This window comes from Streptomyces sp. NPDC058401 (assembly GCF_042722885.1).
In the GTDB taxonomy this organism is placed as follows: Bacteria; Actinomycetota; Actinomycetes; order Streptomycetales; family Streptomycetaceae; genus Streptomyces.
On the sequence record NZ_JBHXKA010000030.1, the window covers coordinates 24959 to 38852 of the forward strand.

Annotated in this window: 14 protein-coding genes and 1 pseudogene; 9 read left to right on the plus strand and 6 right to left on the minus strand. The window is 74.6% G+C overall.

The window, feature by feature from the left end:
* The first annotated feature begins 78 nt into the window (after positions 1–78).
* Positions 79–828 (plus strand): hypothetical protein, encoded by a 750-nt coding sequence (locus ACFWNV_RS14005; RefSeq protein WP_383945451.1) that lies wholly within the window; start codon positions 79–81, stop codon positions 826–828.
* Positions 829–840: 12 nt separating this feature from the next.
* On the opposite strand, the gene ACFWNV_RS14010 is transcribed toward ACFWNV_RS14005, so the two are convergent.
* Together ACFWNV_RS14010 and ACFWNV_RS14015 are read right to left on the minus strand one after the other, a co-directional pair.
* Entirely contained in the window at positions 841–1251 is a 411-nt protein-coding gene (locus ACFWNV_RS14010; RefSeq protein WP_383945454.1) for a PPOX class F420-dependent oxidoreductase, read from the minus strand.
* Positions 1252–1345: 94 nt separating this feature from the next.
* Complete coding sequence (locus tag ACFWNV_RS14015; RefSeq protein ID WP_383945457.1) at positions 1346–1726, minus strand: winged helix-turn-helix transcriptional regulator; 381 nt, start codon at positions 1724–1726, stop codon at positions 1346–1348.
* 96 nt (positions 1727–1822) lie between these two features.
* Here ACFWNV_RS14015 and ACFWNV_RS14020 point away from each other — a divergent pair, with 96 nt between their 5' ends.
* Complete coding sequence (locus ACFWNV_RS14020; protein ID WP_383945460.1) at positions 1823–2488, plus strand: FMN-dependent NADH-azoreductase; 666 nt, start codon at positions 1823–1825, stop codon at positions 2486–2488.
* 107 nt (positions 2489–2595) lie between these two features.
* The gene (locus ACFWNV_RS14025; RefSeq protein WP_383945463.1) at positions 2596–3885 is read left to right on the plus strand and encodes a DUF418 domain-containing protein; all 1290 of its coding nucleotides are present in this window, start codon (positions 2596–2598) and stop codon (positions 3883–3885) included.
* A gap of 22 nt (positions 3886–3907) precedes the next feature.
* On the opposite strand, the gene ACFWNV_RS14030 is transcribed toward ACFWNV_RS14025, so the two are convergent.
* Positions 3908–4468, minus strand: a complete 561-nt coding sequence (locus tag ACFWNV_RS14030) for a GNAT family N-acetyltransferase (protein ID WP_383945465.1) — start codon at positions 4466–4468, stop codon at positions 3908–3910.
* Positions 4465–5682: a DUF1266 domain-containing protein gene (locus ACFWNV_RS14035; RefSeq protein WP_383945468.1), complete on the minus strand. Its 1218-nt coding sequence runs from the start codon at positions 5680–5682 to the stop codon at positions 4465–4467. The genes ACFWNV_RS14030 and ACFWNV_RS14035 overlap by 4 nt, the downstream gene beginning before the upstream one ends.
* 65 nt (positions 5683–5747) lie before the next feature.
* Between ACFWNV_RS14035 and ACFWNV_RS14040 the strand changes: the two genes are divergently transcribed.
* The 6 genes and pseudogenes from ACFWNV_RS14040 to ACFWNV_RS14065 form a co-directional block, all read left to right on the plus strand.
* Positions 5748–6281, plus strand: coding sequence for a GNAT family N-acetyltransferase (locus ACFWNV_RS14040; RefSeq protein ID WP_383945471.1), 534 nt, complete (start codon positions 5748–5750; stop codon positions 6279–6281).
* 211 nt (positions 6282–6492) lie between these two features.
* Positions 6493–7365 (plus strand): hypothetical protein, encoded by an 873-nt coding sequence (locus ACFWNV_RS14045; protein WP_383945474.1) that lies wholly within the window; start codon positions 6493–6495, stop codon positions 7363–7365.
* Between the two features lie 217 nt (positions 7366–7582).
* Entirely contained in the window at positions 7583–9565 is a 1983-nt protein-coding gene (locus ACFWNV_RS14050) for a C1 family peptidase (RefSeq protein WP_383945477.1), read from the plus strand.
* 33 nt (positions 9566–9598) lie between these two features.
* A complete protein-coding gene (locus tag ACFWNV_RS14055) occupies positions 9599–9916 on the plus strand; it encodes a protease inhibitor I42 family protein (RefSeq protein ID WP_383945480.1) in 318 nt (105 codons plus the stop codon).
* A gap of 135 nt (positions 9917–10051) precedes the next feature.
* Positions 10052–10711 carry a GntR family transcriptional regulator gene (locus ACFWNV_RS14060; protein WP_383945483.1) on the plus strand — a complete coding sequence of 220 codons (660 nt, stop codon included), beginning with the start codon at positions 10052–10054 and terminating at the stop codon, positions 10709–10711.
* Positions 10708–12021 (plus strand): annotated as a pseudogene (locus ACFWNV_RS14065) (nitrate/nitrite transporter); the annotation flags it as partial. The gene ACFWNV_RS14060 and the pseudogene ACFWNV_RS14065, both read left to right, overlap by 4 nt.
* Before the next feature lie 304 nt (positions 12022–12325).
* On the opposite strand, the gene ACFWNV_RS14070 reads toward ACFWNV_RS14065, so the two are convergent.
* Positions 12326–13048 (minus strand): helix-turn-helix domain-containing protein, encoded by a 723-nt coding sequence (locus tag ACFWNV_RS14070; protein ID WP_383945486.1) that lies wholly within the window; start codon positions 13046–13048, stop codon positions 12326–12328.
* A gap of 13 nt (positions 13049–13061) precedes the next feature.
* Entirely contained in the window at positions 13062–13892 is an 831-nt protein-coding gene (locus tag ACFWNV_RS14075) for a maleylpyruvate isomerase family mycothiol-dependent enzyme (RefSeq protein WP_383945489.1), read from the minus strand.
* Positions 13893–13894: the final 2 nt, after the last annotated feature.

Here is a 13894-nt window from a genome sequence, read left to right on the forward strand (position 1 = left end):
GGCAGCCCGCCGGATCCGGAAGTGGCCGCGCCCGGCGTTTCCCGGGGGTAGCCTCCCCGCCGGGAGAAGGGTGGGACGGTGTCCATCGCGGAGTTGCAGGTGTGTGCCGTCGAGGCGGCCGACGTCACGGGCGGGGTGTGCGTGGTGCGGTGCATCGGCGGAGTGGCCCGGGCCGGGCAGGCTTATGCGGCCGGGGAGTTGCGGACCAGGCTGCGGGGGATCGAGCGGTACGGGCGCACGGTCGGCTCCTTCGACGCGGGGCACGTGGCGAAGGTGCACCTCACGGGGCCCGTGGTCGCGCTGCTCGCCCGCGGGCAGGTGCTGACGTACGTACCGCCTGACGGGCACGCGCTGGCCGATCTGGAGCAGTGGCTGGCCACCGGGCCGCCGCTGCTGGAGGAGCCGCACCCGGAGCAGCTGCGGTCCCTGGCGACGAGCCGGATGCAGGGCGAGGAGCTGCCCGACGGGGTGCGGCTGCGCTGGGGCCGGCTCGCGCTGGCCGCCATCGAGCGCTCGGAGCGCTCGGAGGAACGGCCGTACGTACGAAGCTACTTGCTCCGGTGCTTCGGACCAGGCGAGCCCTGGGATCCCGACCGGGACCCCGCCGAGCTGTGCCGGGACGTGCTGGCCCGCTTCGATCTGACCCCGGAGCGGGCTGCGGCGCAGGCCCGGGTCTGGCGGGACCTGTCGCGCCCCGACATCCTCCGGCTGCGCCGCATCAAGAACCTGATCCGCTGCACGGAACCGGCCCGGCCCCACCTCGCGGCGACCGACCCCCTGGCGGTGGCCGTGGACGCCTGGGCGGCGGTGCGGCCGGGGCTTCCGTAGCGGCCCGGTGGTTCAGCGGGCCGCGTTGCCGAGGACCTTGGCCGGGGTGAGGCGCAGGACGACCCGGACGTTCTCGGCCGGGGCGTTGGCGTAGTCCGCGCCCGCGCCCGGCCCCTCGTACTCCTCCGCGATGCGGACGGCGACGGCCCGGCCGGTGTCCTCGGTGACGGTGGCGGTGCCGCGGATCTCGGCGTAGAGGAAGGGGTTGGCCAGGTCGAAGACGGTGAGGCCGATCCGGGCGTCCCGCGCGATGTTGCGCTCCTTGGCGCGGCCGCGCTCGGTGGAGATCAGGACCTCGTCGCCGTCGCGGGTCACCCAGACCACCGAACTCTGCGGGCTGCCATCGGGGTTGAGGGTGGCGAGCACGGCCGGGTGGGGGGCGTCGAGGAGCTTGCGTACGGTGTCGTTCAGTACGGGAGTCATGCGGTGAACGGTAGTCGGGGCGGCCCGTGGCCCGCCTTCGATTTGGCGCGGACGCGCGGCGACTAGGGCAGGTCGGCCGGTGCGGGGCCCGCGGTCAGCAGGTTCCCTCTTCCTTGATCAGGCATTTTTCCGCCCACTGGCCCAGCTCGGTGAGCGCGGGCTTCAGTGCGGCGCCCCGCTCCGTCAGCCGGTAGGCCACCCGCAGGGGCGGTCCCTCGTCGACCTCGCGCAGGACGAGGCCGGCCGCCCCGAGCTCGACCAGGCGGTCGGACAGCATGCGCTCGCTGATGCCGGCGATGGACCTGCGCAGATCGGCGAAGTGCACCGGGCCCGCCATGAGCGAGGCCAGGATCACCCCGGTCCAGCGCTTTCCGAGCAGTCCGAAGACCTGGGTGATGCCGTCGCTCACCCGGCTGCACGCCCCGGTGTCCTGGTGCTGCTTCGCCTTCTCCGCTTGCTCCGCCTTGTCCGCCATGGCTTCAGGGTACTACCCGCACCTTAGGGGGTGAGAAAAAGTAAGTGACTGTGCTAATAATAGTGACGTACGAAAATGCACTCACTGGAGGTTCCCATGGTCACCCTTCTGCACCTGGACTCGTCCCTGAACCCCGCCGCCGGCTCCGCCTCGCGCGCGGTGTCCGCCGCGTTCCGCAAGGCCTGGGAGGAGCAGCACCCCGAGGGCACCGTCGTCTACCGCGACCTGGCGGCCGACCCCGTACCGCACCTCGACGGCCTCGCCTGGTCCGCGGCCTTCGCCGACCCCTCCACCCACACCCCCGAGCAGGCCGCGGCCTTCGCCGAGCGGCTGAAGCTGGTGGCGGAGCTGGAGCAGGCGGACGCCGTGCTGATCGGCGCCCCGATGTACAACTTCTCCATCCCCTCCACCCTGAAGGCCTGGCTCGACCAGGTCATCGTGATGGGCCGCACCGCGGGCCCCGAGTCGCCCCTCAAGGGCCTGCCGGTCACCGTCGTCGCCAGCCGCGGCGGCTCCTACGCGCCGGGCACCCCGCGCGAGGGCATGGAGTACGTCCAGAACTACCTGGCCGGAGTGCTGACCGAGATGTTCGGCGCCGAGGTCGACTTCATCGTCCCCGAGCTGACCCTGGCCGCGCACGTCCCGGCGATGGCCGGACTCATCCCGCTCGCGGAGGCCTCGTACGCGCAGGCGCTCGCGGACGCGGAGTCGAAGGGCAAGGCCCTCGCGGCGCGCATCGCGACCGCCGCCCGAGGTCTCTGACGGCCCGGGTCGCGGGGTCGCGCGCGACGCGCGGCCCCGACCCGCCGGGCTACCGTCACCCCAGGAGAAAGGTGCTCCATGCACCGACGACCACCTGGGGGGAAGCCGTGCCCGCAACGGCAGAGCACGCGGACGCAGAACGACCGGCAGCGAAGGGCGTGCAGGGCGCGCAGGGCGCGGAAGTCGCGGAGGGCGCGGCCCCGGACCGGCCGGCGCGCATACCGGAGGTCGACGCCCTGCGCGGGTTCGCCCTCCTGGGGATCCTGCTGGTCAACGCGCTGATGATGGCGAGCCCGTACGGCCCCGGCGGCGCCGTCGACCCGGACGCCTCGGCGCTCGACCGGACCGTCGAGGGGGCCGTGCAGGCCCTCGCGGTCGGCAAGTTCTACCTGCTGTTCTCGTTCCTCTTCGGCTACAGCTTCACCCTCCAGCAGGCCTCCGCCGCCCGCGAGGGCGCGAGCCCCGTTCCCCGGATGCTCCGCCGCACCCTCGGACTGTTCGTCCTGGGCGCCCTGCACGCCGTCCTGCTCTACACCGGCGACATCCTCATGACCTACGCCCTGATCGGCCTGGTCCTGATCGCCGCCCGGAACTGCTCGCCCCGGACCGCCCTGCGCGCCGCCCGGACCGTGTACGGCTGCGCGAGCGCGCTCCTGCTCCTCCTCGGCCTGGCCTCCCTGTTCGTGTCGGACGCCGAATCGGCAGGGATGGACGAGGAACTCACCGCGGGCTTCGCCGGACTGGTCGCCGACTACCGCGGCGACGCGGCCTCCGTCGTGTCGGCCAACCTCGGCCAGCTCCCCGACGTGCTCCTCGCCGTACCGCTGATGGGCGGCTTCGTCCTGGCGGCCTTCCTGACCGGCCTGTACTGCGGCAAGCTCCGCCTCCTCGACGGCACGGGCCGCCACACGGCCCGGATGCGGCGCATCTGCCTGCTCGGCGCCGCCGTGGGCCTGCCCGGCAGCCTCTTCATGGCCCTGGCCGGCAGCGGCGTGCTCGGTCCCCGGTGGACGCTGCTGGGCCCGGTCGTGGGCATGGTCACCGCGCCCGCGCTCACCGCCGCGTACGTCTGCGGCATGCTCCTCTTCATGAAGACGGCCCGGGGCGCGCGCACCGCGCTGCTGCTGGCCCCCGCCGGCCGGATGGCCCTGACGAACTACCTGAGCCAGTCCCTCGTCATGGCCCTCGTCTTCACCGCCTACGGCCTCGCCCTGTACGACCGCCTCGGCGCGGCCCCCGTCATCCTCGGCGCGCTCGCCCTGTACGGCACCCAACTCGCCCTGAGCGCCCGCCTGATGGGCCGCCACCGGTACGGCCCGGTCGAGTGGCTGCTGCGCGCGGTCACCCTCGCCCGCCTCCCGCGCGACCGCGACCGTACGACCACCGCCCCCCGCTAGCGGGGCGCCGCACCCACCGCGCTCAGCGCAGACCGAGCAGCATCACGTCGTGCAGGTCGGCGTCCGCGCCCCGGGGCCGCGCCTCGCCGATCTTGCGGTAGCCCCACGACCGGTAGGCGGCCGCTGCCGCTCCGGCCTCCGGGTGGACGTTCAGCAGCACCCGCTCCGTGGTGATGCCGTCGAGCAGCGCCGTGTGCAGGCCTCGGGCCACGCCCTGCCCGCGCCACGGTCCGCGCACGGCGAGCTCGATCAGCCCAAAGGTCCGCCGCCCGTCCTCGCGCCGCAGGGCCGCGGGTACGGGCTGCTCGGTGAGCTCGTCCCACCACACGGCTTCGGGCGGGAGCGGCCAGCCGTACGCCATGCCGACCGGCTCGCCCCGCGCCGTACGGGCCAGGGCCGCGCGGAAGGCGGGCCTGCGGGTCAGGGCGGGGAACTGGCCCTGGGCGGCGGCGGCTTGGTTCTCGGTCTCGCCGTACGGAGGCTCCGCGAAGGCCTCGGCGTAGACGAGCCCGAACGCGTCCGCGGCCCGCAGCGCGGCCGGTCCGTCCAGGAGCACCGTCGTGATGGCGCCCTGCCGGGTCACGGCTGCTGCCAGGGGATGTTGCGCCAGGGGCTCGCCGGGTCGGCGGTCAGGGTGAGGTGGTTGGCCAGTACGCCCGTGTACCACTCGCCGAACTCCTCCTCGTCGAAGTGCAGGCACCGCCCCAGCGCGTACCCGGCGGAGAACTCCTCCCACGAGCGGTACGTGGACCTCGCCGCCTCTCCGGCGCGCAGGACCCCGTCCTCGGCATCGGCCAGGGTCCCGTAGCGGGTTCCGAGGCCCCAGCGGGCCATCTGGGAGGCCCGGCCCTGGTCCCAGCCCTCCACGGAGCGGACCCAGCCGTCCTCGGGGAGCAGTCCGTCGGCGCGGAAGCGCTGCTCGTAGCGGGCTATCCGGCCGATCAGCCGCTGCACGCCCGTCACTTCGCCCTCCACCTCGGCGGTGGGGCGGGGCTCCGCGAGGGTGACCCCGTCGGGGGTGAGCTGCGGTTCGGCGGCCCGTTCGGCGCTGCGGCGCAGGGCGGAGGCGGCGGCGTGCCGCCAGTGCTCCACGTCCACGGGGCCGGCGAAGTCGGAGGCCAGGACGCGGCGCACGCGCAGCGCGAACTCCCAGACGGGGCTGACCATGTCGGTGGCGAGCAGGCGGCGCAGGGTGTCGTGCCACTCCGCGGCGGAGGTGATGCCCCAGCCCTTGCGGAGCCGCTCGCGCTCACGGGTGTAGCCGTTGCCGTGATAGGCCAGGGCGTTCCAGAACTCCCCGTTGGAGACGGCGAGATGGGCTCCGACGGCCAGTCCGTGCGCGACGGGCCCGTGCAGCGGTCCGCCGACGTGCAGGGAGTGCACGGCTCCGGGGGCGAGCCCCCAGACCGGGGCGGCGGCGTCCCAGTGGGCCCGCCAGCGGGCGAGGTCGGCGGGGGTGGTGGCGAGGTAGGCCTCGGCGGGGGAGCCGGGGTTCACGGCGAGGTTCGGGGGGTCGGCGGAGTCCCAGGCGTTCGCGAACCAGGCGAGGGACCTGGGCAGGTACACGGTGTGCGGATCGGGCACCGGCAGCATCCCGCGGGTGTGCACGACGAGGCAGCGCCGGTCGGGGGTGGGGTGGAAGCGCGCCTGCGTGGGCTCGGCGTCGACCTGCGCCCGGGACTGCGCCAGGAACAGCTCGCTCCGGGCGAGGACGTCGAGGTACCCCGCCCAATCCCCGCGCGCCTTGGCCCCGTACAGCTCGCGCTCGATGGAACTCGGCGCCGTCCACCCATCCATGGGAGCAGCCTAGCGGGGGCCGATGGGGCCCTCGGGGCCCGCCTCGGCGGCCCTACTGTGGGGCCGTGACAGCGACCCCCTCCGAAGAGCCCGGCCACGGCGGCTCCGCCATCCCGGGCCGCCGCCTGACCCTGCTGCCGCTGCGGGCCGAGCACGCCGGGGAGATGGCCGCCGTCCTGTCCGACCCGGCCCTGTACTCCTTCATCGGCGGCGAGCCGCCCACGGCCGGGGCCCTGCGCGCCCGCTACGAGCGGATGGCCGCCGGCTCCCCGGATCCCGGCGTCACCTGGCGGAACTGGGTGATCCGGCTCGACGCGGAGGACTGCCTGACCGGGACGGTCCAGGCGACCGTCACCGGGGACGTCGCCGAGATCGCCTGGATCGTCGGCACGCCCTGGCAGCGGCGCGGCATCGCCCACGAGGCGGCCCGGGCGATGACGGGGTGGCTCTCCCGGTCCGGGGTGCGCACGGTCGTCGCGCACGTCCACCCCGACCACACGGCGTCCGCCGCCGTCGCCGAGGGGCTCGGCCTCGCACCGACCGACCGGTGGCAGGACGGCGAGGTCCGGTGGGAGGGGCCCACGCCCCAGCCCTTCTGACGGGGCATCGCCCGAGGGTGACGGTGTCCGCGCAGGTCACGGGCGTACGTAGGCCGGTTGCGCGGCGTGTCCTCCCGGGCGGTGCGGGGGTTCGGGTTGCGGGCCCTGACGGGCTGTCGGTGAGTGGGCTGGGACACGTCCCATGTCGCGTCCCCCATCACGTCACGCCCCGGCACGTCCCATGCCGCGGCTCCTCGACAGGAGAGTTCCGTTGCTCCGCATCACGCGCTACACCGTCCCCGCCGCCCTCTGCCTGACCCTGCTGACCGCGTCCCCCGGTCTGGCGTCGGCGCAGTCGCCCGCCAAACCGCACGCCGCCACGACCTTCGCCGCGGCCCCGGCCGGGAAGGCCATTCCGGGCACCGAGGACCTGCTCGCGCAGGTGCAGTCGCTGGGCGGCGTCGGCGGACTGCTGAAACCCGTCACCGACCTGCTGGCCGCGGTCCTGAAGTCCCCCGACGGCAAGATCCCGGAGGCGGACCTGGCCGCCTTCAAGGAGAAGATCGACGCCGCGATCGCAGACCTGAAGAAGTCCCTCCCCGCCACCCCGGCCCTCCCGGTCCCGGTCCCCCCGGTGGACGCCCCGGCCCTCCCGGTGGACCCGCCGAAGCTTCCGGTCGAGGCCCCGGCGCTGCCGGTGGAGGCCCCGAAGCTCCCGGTGGAGGCTCCGAAGCTCCCGGTGGAGGCCCCGGCGCTGCCGGTCGAGGCTCCGAAGCTCCCGGTCGAGGCCCCGAAGTTGCCCGTGGAGGCTCCGAAGCTGCCGGTCGCCGCCCCGGCGCTGCCCGTCGAGGCCCCGAAGCTCCCGGCGGCGCTCCCCGTGGCCGCCCACAAGGCGGCCAAGCCCGCCGCCGGCCCGCTCGACCTCGCCACCGGCGCCGTCGACAAGCTCAAGGCCTCCGTCGACGGCCTCACCAAGGCCGCCGGCCCCTGCGGCTGCTCCACCGACGCCAAGGCCAAGGCCACCGACGTCGTCACCGACCTGGTCGCAGCCCTCGTCGCCCTCCTGACGGGCCTCGGCCTCCCGGGCCTCCCGCCGCTCCCGGTCCCGGCCCCGCCGCTCCCGGTCCCCCTCCCCGTCCAGTAGCGGCAGCACCGGCGGCAGCCCCCGGTCCCGGCCCGGAAACCCAGGTTTCCGGGTCCCGGGCCGCGGCCCCCGGCTTCGGGCTCCCGAGGCCCCGGCCGACCACGGCCTCCGTGCGACCGGTGTGCCGCCGCGCGACCGTACGGACCCCCTTGACGGGGGCTCCGGGCAGGTGGACGCTCCCGGGGCTCGGATCCGTACGGTGCGTTGGGGGGCCGGAATGCCGGAGCAGTCGGAGGGGCGTGTCCAGACGGCGGGGGAGCTGCGGGCGCTGCTCGCGGCGCGGGGGGCGCGCTGGTCGGTGAGCGAGCACCTCGCCGACGGGGATCCCGTGCCGAGACCGGCCCTGGGCCTGGGGGAGTCCACGGCCGCGGCGGTGGAGCTGACGCCCGCCGGGGCGGCGCCGCCGGTGGACCTGCGCGGGCTCGTGGGCCGGGTCAGCGGCAATCCGCACCTCACCCGGCGCAGGAGGGCGCACGGGCTGCTCCCCGACGCGGATGCGGGGAGGACGGGTACGAGTACGGGTACGGCTACGGGGGCCGGTGGGGTCGCGGCCGTCGCGCGGCCGTCCGCCGTGGACTGGCGGAGCCGTTGGGGGTGGCCCTGGCTCACCAAGGTGAAGGACCAGGACCCGTGCAGTTCCTGCTGGGCGTTCGGGGCGGCCGGCCTCGTGGAGTCGATGGCGCGGATCGAGCACCACGTGTGGGCCGAGCGGTCCGAGGGGGACGTGCACGAGGGGATGAAGGCCCGCTGCGGGCAGACGGGCAGCCCGGAGGCCGCCCTCGACTGGATCCGGACCAACGGCGGACTCGCGGACCCGGGCTGCTGGCCGTACTCGCCGCCGCCGCCCGGAACCCCGGTCGACCGGCGGGAGGCCTGGCGGGCCGAGTACACCCCGAGCTGGGACCGGTCCGGGCGGACCGTCCGGATCGGCGAGCACGTCCGGCTCGGCGACGTGGAGCAGCAGAAGGTGTGGCTGGACACGGTGGGCCCGCTGACGGCCTGCTTCGACGTGTACGAGGACTTCTTCGGCCTGGGCTCCGGGGTCTACCACCGCACCAGCGACCGGCTCGCGGGCGGGCACTGCGTCCTGGTCGTCGGCTACGACGACGCGGCGGGCTGCTGGCTGTTCAAGAACTCCTGGGGGACCGGCTACCACGTGGGCGGCTACGGCCGGATCGCGTACGGCGAGGCACGCATCGACGACTGGGCGAAGTGCGGGCTCCAGGACACCAACATCGACCCGTGGAGCAAGCGCCGCCTGCACACCGGCAACGTGTACGAGAGCGGCAACGGCCGCGCGCACCGGAACTTCGAGCTGGCGGCCCTCGCCGGCGGCGGCGACGAGGCCGGCGGGAGCTCCCTGCGGCACTGGTGGCGCGAGGGCGAGGCCCCCTTCGGCTGGAACCGCGCCCGCAGCTTCGCCTCCGACGCCTCGGGCCAGCCCGCCTTCACGGGAACCACGTACAACCGGAACATGGAGTCGCTGCACGTCACCACCGGCGGCCGGCTGCGCCACTGGTACTACGAGCACTTCGGCGGTGCCTGGCGCGACGGCGGCGCCTTCGGCCCGGGCGACGCGGCGCTCGGTTCGACCCCGGCCTTCATCCAGAGCGACTACGGGGCGCCCGGCAACTTCGAGGTGGTCGTCCGCACCGCCGACGGCCGCCTCAACCACTGGTGGCGGATCAACGGCGCCCCCTGGACCTGGAACGACGGCGGCCGCTTCGGCTCCGGCATCGCCCACTTCGGCCCGGCCCTGGTCCAGACCCGCGCCCGTCACCTCGACCTGGTCGCCACCCGTACCGACGGCCGGATGCAGCTGTGGTGGCGCGACGACCCGAACGGGTTCGTCTGGCGTCCCGGGGAGGTCTTCGGCTCCGGCATCACCTCCGCGCCCTGCCTGATCGAGGCGCAGCACGGGGCGGCCGACGAGGACACCGCGGGGAACTACGAGCTGTGCGTGACGGGCGCGGGCGGCCGCGTCGAGCACTGGTGGCGCGGCAACGCGGGCGGAGCCGCCTGGCGGCGCTCGGCGGTGTTCGGCCACGACGTGCGGGCGGTCACCGGGATGCTGCAGGGCAGCTTCGGGTTCAACCTGGAGGTGATCGTCCTGCGCACCGACCGCCTGCTCCAGCACTACTGGCGCGACGGCGACGGCTGGCACGAGGGGGCGCTGATCGGCCCGGCCCAGGCCGGCTGAGCAGCTGCCCCGCCCCAGGAGAGGAGCAGCCGCGTGGAGGTCCGCGAGGTGGCGCTCGCGCCCGGTGAGCCGTACGAGCTGCGGCTCACCGGGCGCGGTGCGCGCGGCTACGTATGGACCTGGCGGGTGACGGGCGACGCGGACGCCGTCACGGTGTCGGAGGCCCCGCCGGCCGCCGTGGAGCGGCAGGGGGAGCCGGAGCCGCCGCTGCCGGGGGCGACGGTGGAGCGGGTGTACGTCGTACGGGGGCGGGTGGCGGGCCGGGCCAGGATCCGCTTCGCGCAGGTCCGGCCGCCGTATCCGGAGGAGGCCGCGTACGACGAGTTCGTGCTGGACGTCGTCGTGGGCTGAGTCGGTGCCCGTGGTGCGTGCTCGTGGTGCGTGCTCGTGGTGCGTGCCCGTCGTGCGTGCTCGTGGTGCGTGCCCTCAAGGTCCACATCGTGGACGGGCTCCGACTTGCACCTCTGTTGTATCTATGCTGTGCGCATGCCACCCGCCAGTGCCCCCGGTACCACCGTGACCGCTGCCGAACGCGTCTACCGACACGTCAAGCAGGCCGTGCTCGACCGCCGCTACGAGGGCGGGGTGCTGCTGACCGAAGGGGAACTCGCGGTCGCCGTCGGCGTCTCGCGCACACCGGTCCGCGAGGCGCTGCTGCGGCTGGAGACCGAGGGGCTGCTGAAGCTGTACCCGAAGAAGGGCGCGCTCGTCCTCGCGGTCTCCGCCCAGGAGATCGCCGACGTGATCGAGACCCGGCTGCTGGTGGAGGAGTACACGGTCCGCCGGGCCGTGCCCGCCCCGGCCGGGCTGCTGGAGCGGCTCGCGGAACTGGTCGAGGAGCAGCGCCGGCTCGGCGACGCGGGCGAGCTCGGGGCGATGATGGCCGTCGACCGCGCCTTCCACGCGGAGATCGTGCGCAGCGCCGGCAACCAGATCCTCAGCCGCCTCTACGACCAACTGCGCGACCGCCAGCTCCGCATGGGCGTGGCCCTGCTGCACGCCCACCCCGAGCGGGTGGAGCGGACGCTGGCCGAGCACCGGGAGATCCTCGACGCCCTGCGCGCGGGCGACGCCGACACGGCCGCCGCGGCGGTACGGGCGCACGTGAGCCGGATCGGGGAACTGGTGCGGGGGTCCGGCCGATGAGCTCCGCGTCCGCCGCTTCGCCCGCGGTCTCCGCCGCCGTTCCCGCTCACGCCGTGTTCAAGGACCCGCCGGGCGGCCGCAAGGCGGTGCTCGTCTGGTCGATCGGCGTCGCCGTCTACTTCGTGGCGGTCATCTTCCGCACCAGCCTCGGCGTGGCCGGGCTGGAGGCCGCCGACCGCTTCCACGTGAACGCCTCGGCCCTGTCGACCTTCTCGCTGCTCCAGCTCCTGGTCTACGCGGGCATGCAGATACCCGTCGGCCTGATGGTGGACCGGCTCGGCACCAAGAAGGTGCTCACCCTCGGCGCCGTGCTCTTCACCGCAGGCCAGATCGGCTTCGCGCTGTCCCCCTCCTACGGGATGGCCCTGGCGGCCCGCGCCCTGCTGGGCTGCGGGGACGCCATGACCTTCATCTCCGTGCTGCGGCTCGGCACCCGCTGGTTCCCGGCCCGCCGGGGCCCGCTGATGGCGCAGCTGGCCGGCCTGGTCGGGATGGCCGGCAACCTGATCTCCACGCTGGTACTGGCCCCCGTGCTGCACGGGGTCGGCTGGGTACCGGCCTTCGCGGGCAGCGCGGTGGCGGGGCTGATCGTCCTGGTCCCGCTCGTGCTGTTCCTGCGCGACCACCCGGAGGGCCACGAGCCCGCGCCGCGGGCGGCCGCCGGGCCGGGCTCCGGGGCGGGGGGCTTCGTACGGCGTCAGATCACCGACTCCTGGAAGGAGCCCGGCACCAAGCTGGGCCTGTGGGTGCACTTCACGACGCAGTTCCCGGCGATGGTGTTCCTGCTGCTGTGGGGCATGCCCTTCCTCGTCGAGGCCCAGGGGCTCTCGCGGACCACCGCGGGCGGGCTGCTCACGCTGGTGGTCGCCTCGAACATGGCGCTCGGCCTGGTCTACGGCCAGATCGTCGGCCGCCGGCAGTCCTCCCGGATCCCGCTCGCCCTGGGCACGGTCGCCCTCACCGCCCTCCTCTGGGGTTCGGTCCTGGCCTACCCCGGGGACCATGCGCCGATGTGGCTGCTGATCGCGCTCTGCCTGGTGCTGGGCACCTGCGGCCCGGCGTCGATGATCGGCTTCGACTTCGCCCGCCCCGCCAACCCGGCGGAACGTCAGGGCACCGCCTCCGGCATCACCAACATGGGCGGTTTCCTCGCCTCGATGACGACCCTGCTGGTGGTGGGCCTGCTGCTCGACGCCACCGGGGACAACTACCGCATCGCGTTCTCGTCGGTCTTCGTCCTGGAACTCCTGGGCATCACCCAGATCCTGCGCCTGCGCGGCCGCGCCCTGGCCCGCGAACGCGAGCGGGTCGGCACGGGCGTCGCAGGCGCCGCGGGCGCCGGTACGCCGGTCGCCCCCGTGGTGCTTCCCGCACAGGCGACGGCTCCGCCGGCCCCGGTTCCGGCCGGCACCGCCGTGGCGGCCGCCGGGGCCGGCACCCCGGTCGGCACCCCGGTCGACCCGCGGCCGGCCCGGTGACGTCCGGTGCCGGCCCGGCTTGAGCGCAGGCCCCCGCACCGAGGAGGACGGGCCGGGGCGGGACAGACCCCCGTCCTTTCCCGCCTGTCCGTCCGTCGACTCCGCGGAGTCGGGTTCCGGCCAACGCGTGCCGAGCCTATGAGGGCTCCGCGCGGCCGCGTGTGCGCTGCGTGCAGGGACCGTTGACAATCCGCGCAACGGGCCGGTCGGCGGGCCGGGACGTGCTCGCGGGCGCGGAGCCCGCGGCCGCCACCGCCGTCGTACGCCGGAACTCGCCGGGGCTAGCCCCGTAGGTCTCGCGGAACAGGCGGCTGAACACCGGGGCGCCGGTGAATCCCCAGCGCAGGGCCACGGTGTTGACGGGGACGGTGAGCTGACCGGGATCGGCGAGGTCCTCGCGGCAGCGCTCCAGCCGGCGGCGGCGGATCGCGGCCGCCACGCCCTCCCCGCGCTCCCGGAAGAGGAGCTGGAGCCGGCGCAGCGACAGGCCGTGCCGGGCGGCGACGACGGAGGGGCTCAGCTCGGGATCGCCGAGGTTGTGTCCGATGAAGATGTCGATCCGGGTCATCAGCGCCCGGGTCCGGCTCTCCTGAGACGGCTCGTCCCCGGCCGCGCCGGGCCGCCCGGCGAGGCAGGCGGCGGCCAGGTCGAGCGCGACGGCGCCGAGCTGCTCCAGCTCGGCGGGCGTGCACTCCTGCCCGTGCGCGTCCAGGGAGCGCAGGTACTGCGCGAGGATCGCCCCCGTCCCCCGGTCGGCGGGGATCCGCTCGGCGAGCACCCGGTCCATCAGGCCGGACGGGTCACGCAGGCCGGACGGGTCACGCAGCCCGGACCGGTCCATCAGCCCGGACCGGTCCATCAGGCCGGACCGGTCACGGGGTCACGGAGAAGTGGGCCAGGATCGCCTCGGCCAGTGCCGGGTCACCCTCCACCTTCACCCGGTCGGCGACGGTGTGCGCACGCACCCGGCCGGCCGCGAGGCGTACGTACGTCTCCCAGTCCAGGGTCAGCGTCACCGCGGGCCCCAGCGAGGGGGCCTTGTCGATGGTGCCGCGGCCCTCCGCGTCGACCCGTACGGTCCGCATGAACTCCAGCGCCCCGTGCACGTCGATGACGACGGCGGAGTTCGCGGGCGCGCCCGCCTTCTTCGCGACCACCTTGGGCAGCCCGGACAGCAGGACGTCGCGGGCCACGTAGGCCCCCGGCGAGTCCCAGTTCCCCGGTACGCCCAGGGCCGCGCGCAGGTCCTGCTCGTGCATCCACACGTCGAACGCGCGCAGCCGCAGGGAGTGCTCCAGGGTGGCCGGCTCGCCCAGCGGGCCGCGGATCATCGTGTCCGGTTCGCGCTTCTCGTTCCGCAGCTGCCGGGAGCGGCGGATGATCGTGTACTCCAGCTCGGAGGTCATCTCGGGGGCCGTGTGGTGGCGCCGCACGTCGACCTGTACTTCCATGTACCGGGTGAACTCGTCGACCACGTGCCGCAGGTCCCGCGGCAGGGTGTGGATCGGCCGCGGGTCGCCCAGCTGCTCGCACTCGATCCCGATGACGTGGGACACGACATCGCGCACGGACCAGTTGGGGCAGGGCGTCGCCCGGCTCCACTCGCCTTCCGTCAACGGAAGGACCAGCTCGGATATCGCCTCGATGGAGTGGGTCCACGCGTCGGCATAGGGCTGAAGGCTGGGATGCGGATGGACGGTCAACG